Raw genomic sequence first — 13919 nt, 5'->3', positions numbered from 1 at the left:
GGCACCGGCTCCTCTATCGAATTCGACTCCTGATTCTCGTTTCTTTGCATGGGATTTCCCTCATCTGGAAGTAGTGGAAGTGGACTAAAAAAACGGTCAATGTGAAACATCCGCAAAAAATCCGCACTGTATCATTGCAATTTAACGGGATTGTGATTGGCCTTCCTTGACCTCTATCAAGAAAAATCAAGAAAATCGATCCAACCCAAAAAATGTGAAAATGCCGGGGACTTGACGCGCCGCCACCCATTTTGCGAGACTGGATCCACGAAAAACGCAGCCCTCTGCTTGTCATTCATCAACCCACGGGAAACCCACACTTTGGACATCCGTCCCGACATCCACCCGATCCCGGCTCCCCGGGGTCCGGAACACGGTTTTTTCCAGGTTGCGGCCTTTTTTCTGGGCCTCACCGGTTCGGTGATGCTGGCCTGGGGCACCACCCTGCACGAACACCCCCTGTTTCCGGGCACAGTGGCCACGGTGCATCTGTTTGTCCTGGGAGTGTTGACCATGGGACTGATGGGGGTGGCGTTGCGCCAACTGCCCCTCTGGACTCGGGTTCCCCTCCCTTGGCCGCGCCTGACCCCCTGGATCCTGGGATTCCTGGCTTTGGGCGCCCTGACGGTTTTTCTGGGAGTCGGCACCAATCTGCACCGCTGGAACCTGCTGGCGGCCTCCCTGGGGGTGGGACTGGCCTGTCTTTTTTTTCTGCTTCAGGCATACGTGCTGTTGTTCAGAAGTCCCCGTCGGGATCGGGTGATGGCCCTGCTGGCCCTGTCGATTCTGTCGTTGACCGGCGTGTTTGTGCTGGGGGGAATCTTCTTGGGGGAGTATGCCCATGGATTCCTGCCCCATGACCGCTTCGCCATGGTGGGCACCCATCTGACCTGGGGCATTTTCGGCTGGGCCGGCATCCTCTTGATGGTGACGCGCCTGACCGGCATGGGAACCGATACCCACCCGGTCCAACTTCCCTCCTTCTCCCCCCTGGTGGTGCCGGGACTGTTTTTCTCCCTGGTTTTCATTCCCCTGGTGCTGTTCACCCCCCAGGCCGATCCCCGCTGGCTCTGGCCCGCCCTGCTCCCTGGATTTGTTGCCCTGGTGGCCATCACCTGGGCCGCACGGAGTCACGGCCTGGATACCCACAACCACTACGGACGGATCGGGGATCTGCTTGGGCTGTTGGCGATCCTGACCGCTTGTTCCTGGCCGGTGTGGCCGGATGAACGGTGGCGTTTTGTGTTCGGGCTGCTGATTCTGCCGGGCTGGACCTTGAGCCAATTCTTCGGGGTATACGACCGACTACGATCAGGCCGTCTGGGCCTGTTGCACCGGGTCATCCACTTGCTTGGCGTGGCCCTGCCCGTGGCGGGATTGTTCCTGTCGTGGGATGGCCTCCTCTGGCGGGCCGGAGGGGGGGCGCTGCTCGGGTCCGCCATTCTGTTCATCCGCGCCGAACGGTTGGGAGACACACCATGATCCCTGACGACTCTTCACCGGCGGTCGTCATCCGCCAACTTGGCCACTGCTATCGGGCCACCCGTCGACAAGCACCCCGCAAGGCGCTGGACCGGCTGGATCTCACCATTCCGACAGGCACCTTTTTTGTCCTGACAGGCCCCAATGGCAGCGGCAAGTCCACCTTGTTCAAGATCCTGTGCGGCATGACCCGACCCAGCACCGGAACGATTCACATTTTCGACCACGATCTGATCGCCAACCCGAATGCGGCCCGAAGCGCCATGGGGGTGGTATTCCAAAAACCGGCCCTGGACAAATATCTGACAGTCGAGGAAAACTTAAAAATCCACGCGGATCTGCACGACATCCCCCCGGATCTGTTCCGGCAACGCCTGCCCGACGCCCTGGCTTGGAGCGATCTGCGGGAACGATTGGGGGATCGGGTGGAAACCCTGTCGGGGGGACTGGCCAGACAGGCGGAACTGGTCAAGGTGCTGCTGCACGCGCCGGCCCTGTTGCTGCTGGACGAACCCACGGCAGGACTGGATCCCGGCGGACGACTGGCCTTTCTGGCCACCTTGAAGAGGCTACAGAAAAAACATGGTGTCACAATTCTGATGACAAGTCACGTCTTTGCCGAAGCGGAACAAGCCGATTTGGTGGCAATCCTGCGCCAAGGAAAACTGCTGGCTTTGGACTCGCCAACTCATCTCTCCCGCCAACTGGGGGCGGAGATTCTGGTGGTCCAGGGTGAGGGGCTTGAAACCGTGGCCCAGGGCCTGACCACTCGTGCCGGCATCACCCTGCAAGTCCAGAATCATGAACTGCGCATCCAGGGGGAAAGCCGGGAGTTGTTGCCACTGATGGCCAAACTCCTGCAAGACCATCGGGAACGGATCCATGCCTTGGCCATCAAACAGCCGACCCTGGAGGATGTCTACATCCACCTGACCGGTCGGGATCTCTTCAGCGACGAGGAGGAGCAAAACCGATGATCCGTCCCGCCCTCTCTTTGGCCAAACGGGAACTGGTGCGTTTTTTCCGCCAACCCCACCGGGTGGTGGGCAGTCTGGCCCAACCCCTGCTGATCTGGGCCTTTCTCGGGGCGGGTTTTTCCCCCTCGTTCCGGGCGCCGGGCATGGAACACCTCTCCTACGCCGAATATTTCTATCCGGGCGTTTTGTTGATGCTGATGCTGTTTGCCGGGATTTTTTCCACCATCACCTTGATCGAGGATCGGGCCCAGGGGCTGATGCAAGGGGTGCTGGCCTCTCCGGCCCCCCGCATGGCCATCGTGCTGGGCAAGGTGGCCGGAGGCATCGCCATCGCCATGATCCAGGCCGCACCCCTGCTGCTGGCCGCGCCCTTTCTGGGCATTCCTTTGGAGTGGGGCGGGCTGGTATGGATTTTGTTCGGTTTTCTGGTTTCTTGTCTGGGGTTCACGGCGTTGGGATTCCTCATCGCCTGGAACATGGAAAGCACCGCCGGGTTCCATGCGGTGATGTCGATCTTGCTGATGCCCATGTGGATGCTTTCCGGCGCCCTGTTTCCCCTGGATCACGCCCCGGGCTGGCTGTGGGCCTTGATGGTGGTCAATCCGGTCACCCACGCCCTGACCCTGATCCGCACCCCTTTGTACCATGCCCCGTCGGTCTTTCTCGCCACCCCGGCCTACTGGAATGCCCTGCTCATCGCCGTCACCTGGGCGGTGGTCTGTCTCTGGCTGGCGTTATGGCGGGTCAACCGGGTGGAAAAAGGGATCGACATGCCATCCTGATCCCCCTTGTTCTCACCGGTTGCCATACCGTTCCAGGGCGGCGAGCAGATTCTTCTTGCTGATGGGTTTGCCCAGATGGTCGTTGCAACCCGCCTCCCGACACAGCTTCGCCTCCCCTTCCATGGAGTGGGCGGACAGGGCCAGAATGACAAGCGATGACTCCCGCCGGCTCTCTTTTTCCCAGGCGCGAATCAGGGTCGTGGCCCGCAAACCGTTCATGACCGGCATCTCGATATCCATCAGCACCACATCGAACGCCTCCCGCATGACCCGATCCAACGCCTCGGCCCCATTGGTGGCCATGCTCAGATGATGGGGGGAACTCTCCAGATACAGGTTCACCAGCTCCCGGTTCTCCTCCATATCCTCCACCAGCAAAATCTTCAAGGGACGCACCACCCCATCCGGCTTGCCCCGCCCGCCTCCGGGATACTCCCGGCTCTGATCCGGAGCCGCCGCCGGTCGCAGGGGCAAGGTAAAAAAGAACCGGCTCCCCTCGCCAAAACGGCTTTCCACCCAGATCCGTCCCCCCATCATCTCCACCAGCCGCCGGGTCAGAGAAAGCCCCAGCCCGGTGCCGCCATACCGCCGGGAGATGCCCGAATCGGATTGGGTGAAACTCTCAAAGATGCGCTCCAAATGGTCGGGACGAATCCCGATGCCACTGTCCGCCACCACCACCAACAGGGTGTCGGCATCGTTCGGCTTCCGACCGATATCCACCACCACCCATCCCCGCTCGGTGAATTTCAAACCATTGCTGAGCAGATTGTACAAACATTGCCGAACCCGCATCCCATCCGACTGGATCCATTCCGGCAACGTCGGATCCAGACGCATCTCCAGACTGATCCCCTTGTTGCCGGCCAACACCCGCAGCATGTCGATCACCTCGGTAGCCACGGCCCGCACATGAACCGGCTCCACCAGGATTTGCAATTTATTGGCCTCCACCTTGCTCAAATCCAGAATATCGTTGATCAGCACCATCAGATTGTCCCCGGCGGTGCGCAACATCGACAGATAATATTTTTGCTCCGGCCCCAGATGGGTTTCCAGCAACACGTCGCTCATGCCGATGATGATGTTCATCGGGGTACGGATTTCATGGCTCATGGCGGCCAGAAAATCGCTTTTGGCCTGATTGGCCTGATCGGCCTCAGCCTGGGCGCGACACAAGGCCAATTCGATCTGCTTGCGCTGGGTCACATCCCGTAACATGGCCAACAGCAGCGCCTGACCGGGCTGCTCGAACAACTGGAGATTGGTTTCGGTATAGTGAAGTTGCCGACTCCGGTCGAAATACTCCCCTTCCACGATCAAACGGCCATGGGCGCGGATGCGCTCCACAAGCAGATCCATCTGCCGGTCCTTGCCAATGATGAGATGACAATCCTCCAGATGAAACGCCCCGATGGACTCTTCCCGGGGCATGCCCAGACGTTCAAAGGCGGTCACATTGGCATCGAGCAACAACCCGGAATCAAGATCAAAAATCAGAATCTCATCACTGGACTCGTCCAACAGATTGCGAAACAGCCGCAACGCCTGATCCTGGGCATGAATCCGCTCCTTCTGGCGGAAAAGTTCCAGAAACACCTTGACCTTAGCCCGCAAGAACTCCGGGGGAAAGGGTTTCACCAGATAATCCACGGCCCCGAGGTCGTAACCGACCAGAGCGTGTTGGTCATCCTTGAAAACCGCCGACATGAAGATGATCGGAATGGTCCGGGTACGGCTTACCCCCGCCATGAGCCGCACCACCTCGAAACCATCCATGTCCGGCATATGGGCGTCGAGCAGCACCACGGCGAAATCGTGTTTGGTCATCTGGAGCAACGCCTCGCGGCCATTGCGCGCCAACACCATCTCCGCGCCCATGTCGGCCAGCAAACCGGCGGTGGCGGTCAGATTGTTGTCCAGGTCATCCACGATCAGGATGTAAGGTTTCATTGAGTCACCGATTCTTATCGAGCCAAGGACGCATCATGGAAAGCAGTTTCAATGTATCCACCGGCTTGGAAAGATAGTCCGACGCCCCGGCCTCCAGACAGCGTTGCCGCTCCCCCTGCATGGCCTTGGCGGTCAGAACCAGCAAGGGAAGATGACGCCAGGCCGGCTGACGGCGAATCTCTCCCAACCAATCATAACCATTCATGTCGGGCAACATGATGTCCATCAATACCATGTCAAGCAAGGGTTGCTGACGCAACCGCTCCATCCCAACCCGACCACTCTCCGCCATGATCACCTGACATCCTTGCTCTTCCAGAAAACTGGTCAGAGCAAAAATATTGCGGATATCATCATCAATCAACAAAACACGCCGACCAACCAGATTGCACACAGCCGGATGCCCCTTGAGGAGCGGGTCGGACGGAAAGCCCACGCCCCCACGATCACGCGTCGGATCCGCTCCGGAATCTTCCAGCGCACAAGCCGCGGGCACCGCCAGAACGGATTGCAGGAATCGTTGGCACTCCGGGCTGGTTTGATCACTCTCCCGCAGCAAAGGAACCAGTTGGACCTCTTCTGCGGCACCATCGATTTCCAGGGTCGCGTTGGCGGGATGAAGATACAAAGCCGGCAGGGCATCCCGATCCGCAGTGGTCCGCAACCGTTTCACCAGGGGAAACGTAGCCACGCCGGGCAGATCCCCCACCATGATCAAACCCACCGGACGCAAAAAATTGGCCAGGAAAAGCGCGGCGCTCTGATCCCCGGCAACAATCACCCCGAGTCCCAAGACCCGGGCCGCTTCCCCGATGGCGCGAATCCGGTGATAATCCATGCCCACCAGCAAGACCGAACGGTCATCCGGTCCCAAACGACGCCGGTCATCCGGGATGGCGTCGATACCCTGGTTGCGCTCTTCGTTCCGGGGCGTCACCGGAGTGGCCTGGGGCAACGGGGAAGATTCCACGCTTTCCAGGGGCAGATACAAGGTAAACAGACTGCCCTGTCCCTGTTCGCTCACCAGTTCGATGCGTCCTCCCAACAGTTGGGCCAACTCCTTGCTGATGGCCAGACCCAATCCGCTGCCACCGTATTTCCGATTGGAGCCGTCATCCAACTGGCGGAACGGCTCGAACACCTCGGCGTGCTGATCCCTGGGAATGCCCACCCCGGTATCCGCCACGGACATGGCGATCAGGGTGCCGACCCCATCTGGCACCGGTCGGATGGTCACCGTCACCCCGCCGGCATGGGTGAACTTGATGGCGTTGGTGATCAGGTTTTTAAGAATCTGTTCCACCCGCATCCGGTCGGTGCGGATGGCCACGGGCAACATGCCTTGCAACAACACCTCGAAATCCAGTTTCTTCTCCCGGGCCACATGCACAAACAGCCGTTCCAGACCGATGGCCAATTCGGAAAGCTTGACCGGATCCTTGAAAACGCGAATCCGTCCCGCCTCGATGCGGGCCAGATCGAGAATTTCGTCGATCATGGTCAACAGATCGGATCCGGCGGCATGGATGGTAGAGGCGAACTCCACCTGTTTGGGGGTGAGATTGCCCTGTTTGTTTTCCTTGAGCAGTTGGGCGAGGATCAACAGACTGTTGAGGGGGGAACGCAATTCGTGGGACATGTTGGCGAGAAAACGGGACTTGAAACCGCTGGTCTGTTCCAACAGTTCGATGGTATCCCGGAGCACCTGCTGATTGATGGCCAACTCCTGGGTTTTCATGCGACTTTCTTCCAGGAGTTGCTGCCGCACCGCGTTGGCCCGCACCCCGGCAATGGCCCGGGCGATGGTCTCGCCGGCCCGCTCCAGGAAACACCGGTGACGATCCTGGAAAAGCTCCCGATTGCCCAGAGCCAACACTCCCTGCAATTGGTCGTCGTGGATCAAAGGGGTGATGATCAGATCCCGGGGCCAGCCCGCCAGCAGTTCCGCCTTGAGCCGCAACGGCTCCACCGGCACATCCTTGAGCCGTACCGGTTTACGGGTGATGGCCACCTGTCCGAGGAGTCCTTCACCCGGTTCCAGAGTTTGGGACAGTTCCCGCTCCGAAGGGATGCCGATCCCGGACAGCCACTGGAGACGATTCCCCTCTTCCGCCAGATAGATCACCCCATTGAGGGCGCCCAGATGTTCGAGGAGAAATTGCAGGGTCATTTCGCCAAGGGATTGCACCACTCCGACATCCCGCATGCGACGGCTCAAGGCGTGATGGGTGGCGTGGATCCACTGCCGGTCTCTCAGCTCCCGAAAGAGGGGGAGATGAAAAAAGATCAGAATAATCAGAAGATTCCAGGCTGTCATGCACAGAAAATGGGTCAACAGCATGACCGGTGAAATGAGACCACCATGATCCGGAAACAGCAAAACCGTCACCGCCGTCTCTCCCAGTCCGATCAAAGCCAGACCCAGAAAAAAACGCATGGGAGTCTGACACCCCCCCAACAAACCCCGAAACGGATCTGGCATGATCCCTCTCCTCCCCCTTGAAGCCAATCACGCGTGCTGTTTCTTGAATCCCGGACGCCCCTGGCGTCCGCTCATGCAGCCGGCCCTCCCGAGTGCTTGAAGCGTTGATACCGGTTCCTGCCCAAGCTTTTGGCCTGATACATGGCCTGATCCGCATTCCTGAGCAGGATTTCCAGTTCGGTGCCATGATCCGGATACAAGGCGATACCCACACTGGCCGAAATGATGGCGTGGGTGCCATGCAGACAAAACGGTCTGGAAAGGGCTGCCAGCACCTTTTCCGCCACGATCTCCGGATCCGGCGGTTGACACAGATTGGCCACGATGATGGTGAACTCATCCCCACCCAGCCGGGCCAACGTGTCGGATTGACGCACGCACTGCCTCAGTCGCTGGGCGACCTGACGCAACAGTTCATCCCCGGCCCCATGACCCAGGGTATCGTTGATCGGTTTGAAATGGTCCAGATCGATGAACAACACCGCCAGGGACTCACCATTGCGACAGGCCAACGACAGGGCATGGGTCAGCCGATCCAGAAACAAGACGCGGTTGGGCAGATCGGTGAGGCCGTCGAAATTGGCCTGATGGCGAATTCTGGCCTCCACATCGCTGCGATGCAGCAACAGCAACACCCGTTGTCGCAGGATCGCCCAATGAATGGGTTTGGTGACATAATCATCCGCGCCCGCCTCGAAAGCCTGATCGACGGATTGGGTGTCGAACAGGCCCGTGAGCATGATGATCGGAATCCGGGGGGCGACCCAATCCCTGCGCAGGGCGCGGCAGGTCTCGAAGCCGTCCAGATTGGGCATGCACACGTCCAAAACGATCAGATCCGGCACGGTCAGGGCGCGAATCTGCAAGACTTCCTGGCCATCTTTGGCCACGACGACCTCATGGCCATTCTTTTGGAAAAAGACGACCAGAGCCTCACGCATCAAGATGTCGTCATCAGCGACCAGAATAAGACCTTTCCGGCCCGCCGGAGCGGTGGTATTCATCTCGACCTCAACTTTCAGCAACAGTCACGGCTACGGGTTGGACGAACTTTCCCCTTTCTCGAAAAACGGTCGGGGCAACTCGACCCCGGCACAATGACAAGTCAACTCCTGGTTGGCCGTGACACTGGCGGCGATCAACCGTTCGACCAGGGATTCGGCCTGTGCGAGATTGCCGGCCACCCCCATGGCTTCCAACTCGGCGGCCATTTCACCCATCCGCACCAGACCAACCTGACGACAAACACTCTTCAAGGAGTGACTTTCCATGGCGACCCGTTCGGCATCCTGGTCGCGGATCGCCTGACGGATTCTTTCGGGCCGATGCAGAATCCCGGCCTGATAGTGACGCACCACGGTCTGGAATCCGCCTTCCAGCTCCTGTTTCATTTCGCTCAATTTCTGCAAGTCGAGCAACTCTTGATATGGGAAAACGGTTTCCATCTTCACTTATCCTTTGTTGGTTCAGCATCCGTGGATTCAAGCGCCCTGGTGACTTTCTGCAAAACCGTTCCGGCCTGGAATGGCTTGGTGATGATGTCCATGGCGCCAAAAGAGGTGGCCATTTCCAGAGTCAAACGGGAGTTCATCGCCTTGTACCCCCCGGAAATGGCGATCACCTTGACCTGGGGACGCTCTGTCCGCACCGCCGCGAGCAGATCGATCCCATCCATTTTGGGCATGAAGATATCGGTGATGATCAGTTCCACAGGCGAAGCCGCACACAACTCCAAGCCTGTCTGCCCATTGTCCGCCTCCAAGACCGTGTGGCCAGCCTGCCGGAGCAGGGTCACCAGATAGATCCGGAAGCTCTCATCATCATCCACCACCAGAATGTGTGCCATGATCGTGCGCCTTTCTTAATAAATACAGCTTGGTTCAAGTTGGAGTTGACAGCAAGGCGCGATCCACCACCCGGAGCACCTCGCTTGTTTGAAACGGTTTTCTGATCCATTCGACCGCCCCGAGTTTGCGCGCCACATTGAGCGCCAAAGCCGGGGTCATCCCCGAACCACCGCCACTCATGGCGATCACCCGGATGCTTGGATGCCTCCGAAGCAAGGTGGAGAGCAATTCAAACCCATCCATCTTCGGCATGAAAATGTCGGTCATCAGCAAATCGAAAGGATCGAGTGCGATCTTGTCCAAAGCATGTAGAGCGCACTCGACCTCCAATACCATATGACCGGCATTTCTCAACAGCATTCCAAGGTGGACCCGAAAGGGTTCATCATCGTCAATGATCAGAATCCGGGCCATGGCCAACTCCTCATGAACGTGGTTTATTTCTTGGAATACGTTTTCATGATCCTGTACCTGGAGAGCGCGTGTTTGATGGAGCGCACCAGAGTTTTCTTGTTCACCTGTCCTTTGACCAGATAATCCTGCGCCCCCTGCTCCACCGCCTGGATGGCCTTCTGGTCATCATCCATGCCGGTGAAAACAATGATCGGGGTGTCATGAATTTTCTGGTTGATCCGTCCGAAGGTCTGTTCCAAACCCTGGCTGTCGGCCAGATTGAGATCGAGCAGAATCAAATCGTATTGATTGTGATCCAGACACGACTCCGCCTCCTTGTAACTTTTCGCATGGGTCAAATGCAATGGCGGAGATTGTCCCGACTCCTTGCCACCGGAGCCAGGCCAGGTTTCCAGCCAGCCGTTGATCAACGAAAAGAACTCCATCTCGTCTTCGACCACCAGCAGATGCAGTCCCAAATGCAAAGGCGGCAAAGACTTGCATTCGGGGACCGTCTCCCGATGGGGTTGGGCATCGGACTGGAGATGGTCGATATAGCCCATTTTCTCCATGGCGTTGATGATGATCTCCACCGCGTGTACCGGGTCGAGACGATCCGTGTTGAGCACCAGGTCATAATAGGTGCGGGTATTGGGATAACGTTTGAACAAGCCCTTGAGAAAACGGGAGCGTTCCTTTTCGATTTCGGCGATCTTGCGTTTGGCCGCGTTGGGATCGATCCCCTCCCGTTCCGCGACCCGCCTGACGCACACATCCTTGGAGCCTTCCAGATGGATCCGGAACACCCGGGGATCATGGGCCAGAATCAACCGGGCTCCCCGTCCCACGATCACGCCACCACTCTTGGCGATGTTCAGAATGGTCTTGATGATATTTTTGTAATAACCGGTCACGGACTGTTCGGGTTTGACGAGCAACGAATACAAAAAACTGTCGATGGCGCGGGGCAATTTTTCATCCATCAGCGACATGAGTTTTTTGGTCGTATGCGTTTTATTCATCAAATCATCGATCATCGAATGGCCATAGCAGTTCACACTCAGCCGTTCCGCCAACAATTCCGCGATCTTGCCTCCATTGCAACCAAAATTCCGCGAAACCGTGACCACGATGGGATGATGCTCGACCACCCCATCATTTTTCAGGCTCCCGGTGAAAAGCCCTGACCTGACCACACTGCCGATTCCGATATTGGGTTCCATGGGTATTCTCCACTCTTCATGATTCAAAAGGATAGGGGTGACTGGCCATCCTGGCCACACCGAATCCAAGGGATTTCTGCTTGCTTCCTGATCAAGCACCGCCAGCACCTACGGCATGGCTCATATTATTTTCCCGTTTTTCGTATATTGCAAGATTTTTCCATTCGTGATTTGCTTTTTTTGCATATTTTTCCTTAAAGCTGTCCGCCCAAACTTTAGGCACGAATACATTAATTAACGTTTATGTGTTAATCGGTCAAGTTTTTCCTTGCCCAAGCTTTCTAGACGGAGTATGATTACCATTTAAAATTGGAATTAGCGGAATTCTTGCAATTTTTGTAATTTTTGCATTTTCTCCGATCCACCTCCTGAATTCGATGGAAACACCATGCCATTGTCACGGACACCGGAAGTTGCCGATCCAGTGGTCACCACCTCCAAGGCGGCCCAGATGTTGGGGGTTTCCCAACGAACGATCCACTATTGGATGGAACGGGGAATCATCAAATCCTGGAAAACCGCCGGGGGCCACTGCCGTATCCCCATGAGTTCCATCAACCAACTGCTGGCCAAACGCCGCGAACAACTCCAGGATCCCGATCTTCTGGAACTGACCCTGTTGCTGGTGGAAGACGATGAAAATCTGCGGGAAATCACCAAAGCAGTGGTGGCCAACTGGGGATTGCCGGTGCGACTGGTGGTGGCGGAGGACGGCTACGACGGCCTGATCCAGGCCGGCCTGCACAAACCCGAAGTGATCATCGCCGACCTGATGATGCCGGCCATGGATGGATTCCAGATGATCCGCGCCCTGCGGGAGTCCTCGGAATTGACCCGCACCCGGATCATCGTGGTGACCGCCATGGACGAAACCCAAATCGCCGCCAAAGGCGGCATGCCCGAAGATGTGGAGGTCTTCCAAAAGCCAACCCCCTATGATCGTCTGAAAATCGTGGTCATGGAGTCTCTTTTCACCCATCAACGCAACCGGCGAACCAACGCAAGCAACGTGTAAATGCATCATCGTCAAAACCCACTGACGGGGGGGGGTCAAACACACTCCCCTGACGGGGCCACACATGGTTTTCCGGTTGGCTCAAAAGATGCGTTCCACTCGACCACCCGGTTACGCCCCCCATGCTTGGCCGCATACAGGGCGACATCGGCCCGTTTCACCACATCATCATGCTGCAACATGGACGGATCACTGACCGTCACCCCGATGCTCACGGTCACCTGCAGGCCATCGATCCGCATCCTCTCGATCCCCTGCCGTAGCCGTTCAGCCGCCAGCACCGCCCCTGCAAGGGTGGTGCCGGGCATGATGACGCAAAACTCCTCCCCTCCGTGACGACAGCAGACATCGATCTGCCGATAGTACAAAAGCAGACTCCTGGCCACAGCCTTCAACACCCGGTCGCCCTGGTCGTGACCGTATTCATCATTGAACCGCTTGAAAAAATCCACATCCAACAAGGCGAAGGCAAATCCGATTCCGGTACGCTGACAGCGTTGCCATTCGATGCCCAGGATATCCATGGCGTGGCGACGGTTGAACAACGTGGTCAAGGCATCGGTGATGGATTGATTACGCAATTTCTCTTCGAGCTTCTTTTCCTCGGTGATATCCCGCATCAAAGCCGCCGATCCGATCCTCTCCCCCTCCCGGTTGCGAATGGTGGAGGCATAAAATTGCAGCACATGTTGATTGAAGACCAGCGTTTCGGGCATATCCACCCCTTCTTGTTCCAAGAAGCGGCCCACGAACTCCGGATCATCCACCACCCGCACAAAGCCCTCCCGCTGGACCTGCTCCCCGGACTTGCCCAGCAACCGCTCCGCCGCGGGATTGACCAGTACCACCTGTCCTTGATCATCGGTCACCACGATCCCCTCCCGGGCACTCAGGATGATCGTGGTCAACTTGTTTTTCTCGTTTTGCAATCCCCAATGGAGCTTGTGCAACTCATCGCTCATACGGTTGAAATTCAGGGCCATATCGGTCAACTCATCCCGTCCGGATAGGAAAAGCCGATGCTGAAACTCTCCCAAGGCGGTTGCGGCCATGGCGTGCGTGAACAGACCCACACGGCGCATCACCTGAGAACGGGTGACCACAATGACCAACAACAACACCATGGCCATGCCCCCCAGCACCCACGAGGTTCTGGACACAATCCACTCCATGGCCCAAAGCCATTCGGTGATGTCGGAATAAAGCTCGAAAGCCCCAGAAAAATGGTTGTCACGCATGATGGGTACGTAAGTCTCCACCACATCCCGCTGAAACCGTTCTTGTTCCAGGGTGGGGTGATTCTTTTTCACGGTCAGACTGTGGGTGCGCCCCTGGGCGACAATCTGATGAAAATAATCATGTTTGTTGATAGTACCCACATCGCCTTCGACCGAAGAGAGCAAAATGGATCCCTGGGCATCAAAAAGCCGGTACTTGTAAAGCTGAAACCCTTTGGCGAGTTGCGCCATATCGGCCCGCAACGCATTCGTGATCAATGGCTTGCCGGTGGAGGCATCAAACACCACCGAATCGGCCATGCGGTTGGCCAACCGCACGGCATTCTCTTCGGTGAACCGGATCAACAGATCGCGGAAGGCCGGATGGGTGACCCAAAGGGCATGCACCGGAATCAAAACCACCAGAATCACGCTCAAAAAAAAACTCGAACGCAAAAAACGCGTCGTCAACATGCCGGTCAGCCAGGGAGCCCTGTCACGGAGAGACGCAGGTCGCGGAATCGCCATAGGAACGTGTCCCGAATGAT

General features: G+C 57.4%; 12 protein-coding genes. 4 read left to right on the top strand and 8 right to left on the bottom strand.

What is annotated here, in order from left to right; genetic code table 11:
- Positions 1-288: 288 nt before the first annotated feature.
- The 3 genes from HQL98_07890 to HQL98_07880 are packed head-to-tail and all read left to right on the top strand — an operon-like array spanning position 289 to position 3241.
- Positions 289-1482 (top strand): hypothetical protein, encoded by a 1194-nt coding sequence (locus HQL98_07890; GenBank protein MBF0271965.1) that lies wholly within the window; start codon positions 289-291, stop codon positions 1480-1482.
- A complete protein-coding gene (locus HQL98_07885; protein ID MBF0271964.1) occupies positions 1479-2459 on the top strand; it encodes an ABC transporter ATP-binding protein in 981 nt (326 codons plus the stop codon). Before HQL98_07890 ends, HQL98_07885 begins: the two co-directional genes overlap by 4 nt.
- Positions 2456-3241, top strand: coding sequence for an ABC transporter permease (locus HQL98_07880; GenBank protein MBF0271963.1), 786 nt, complete (start codon positions 2456-2458; stop codon positions 3239-3241). The genes HQL98_07885 and HQL98_07880 overlap by 4 nt, the downstream gene beginning before the upstream one ends.
- A 12-nt stretch (positions 3242-3253) precedes the next feature.
- On the opposite strand, the gene HQL98_07875 is transcribed toward HQL98_07880, so the two are convergent.
- The 7 genes from HQL98_07875 to HQL98_07845 all read right to left on the bottom strand — a co-directional run bounded on the left by HQL98_07875 (position 3254) and on the right by HQL98_07845 (position 11139).
- Positions 3254-5194 (bottom strand): response regulator, encoded by a 1941-nt coding sequence (locus tag HQL98_07875; GenBank protein MBF0271962.1) that lies wholly within the window; start codon positions 5192-5194, stop codon positions 3254-3256.
- Positions 5195-5198: 4 nt separating this feature from the next.
- The gene (locus HQL98_07870) at positions 5199-7676 is read right to left on the bottom strand and encodes a response regulator (GenBank protein MBF0271961.1); all 2478 of its coding nucleotides are present in this window, start codon (positions 7674-7676) and stop codon (positions 5199-5201) included.
- Between the two features lie 71 nt (positions 7677-7747).
- Positions 7748-8680 (bottom strand): diguanylate cyclase, encoded by a 933-nt coding sequence (locus HQL98_07865; GenBank protein ID MBF0271960.1) that lies wholly within the window; start codon positions 8678-8680, stop codon positions 7748-7750.
- A 30-nt stretch (positions 8681-8710) separates the two neighbouring features.
- Positions 8711-9121: an Hpt domain-containing protein gene (locus HQL98_07860; protein ID MBF0271959.1), complete on the bottom strand. Its 411-nt coding sequence runs from the start codon at positions 9119-9121 to the stop codon at positions 8711-8713.
- A gap of 2 nt (positions 9122-9123) precedes the next feature.
- Complete coding sequence (locus HQL98_07855; GenBank protein MBF0271958.1) at positions 9124-9522, bottom strand: response regulator; 399 nt, start codon at positions 9520-9522, stop codon at positions 9124-9126.
- A gap of 34 nt (positions 9523-9556) precedes the next feature.
- Entirely contained in the window at positions 9557-9937 is a 381-nt protein-coding gene (locus HQL98_07850; GenBank protein ID MBF0271957.1) for a response regulator, read from the bottom strand.
- Between the two features lie 23 nt (positions 9938-9960).
- On the bottom strand, positions 9961-11139 hold the full coding sequence (locus HQL98_07845) for a response regulator (protein MBF0271956.1): 1179 nt from the start codon (positions 11137-11139) through the stop codon (positions 9961-9963).
- 388 nt (positions 11140-11527) lie between these two features.
- On the opposite strand from HQL98_07845, the gene HQL98_07840 reads away from it, so the two are divergent.
- On the top strand, positions 11528-12154 hold the full coding sequence (locus tag HQL98_07840; GenBank protein MBF0271955.1) for a response regulator: 627 nt from the start codon (positions 11528-11530) through the stop codon (positions 12152-12154).
- A gap of 35 nt (positions 12155-12189) precedes the next feature.
- Here the strand turns inward: HQL98_07840 and HQL98_07835 are convergent, their stop codons facing one another.
- Positions 12190-13845: a diguanylate cyclase gene (locus tag HQL98_07835; GenBank protein ID MBF0271954.1), complete on the bottom strand. Its 1656-nt coding sequence runs from the start codon at positions 13843-13845 to the stop codon at positions 12190-12192.
- Between the last annotated feature and the right edge of the window lie 74 nt (positions 13846-13919).

This window comes from Magnetococcales bacterium (assembly GCA_015231755.1).
Classification (GTDB): Bacteria; Pseudomonadota; Magnetococcia; order Magnetococcales; family Magnetaquicoccaceae; genus Magnetaquiglobus.
This window is presented reverse-complemented; position numbering and strand designations above follow the sequence as displayed.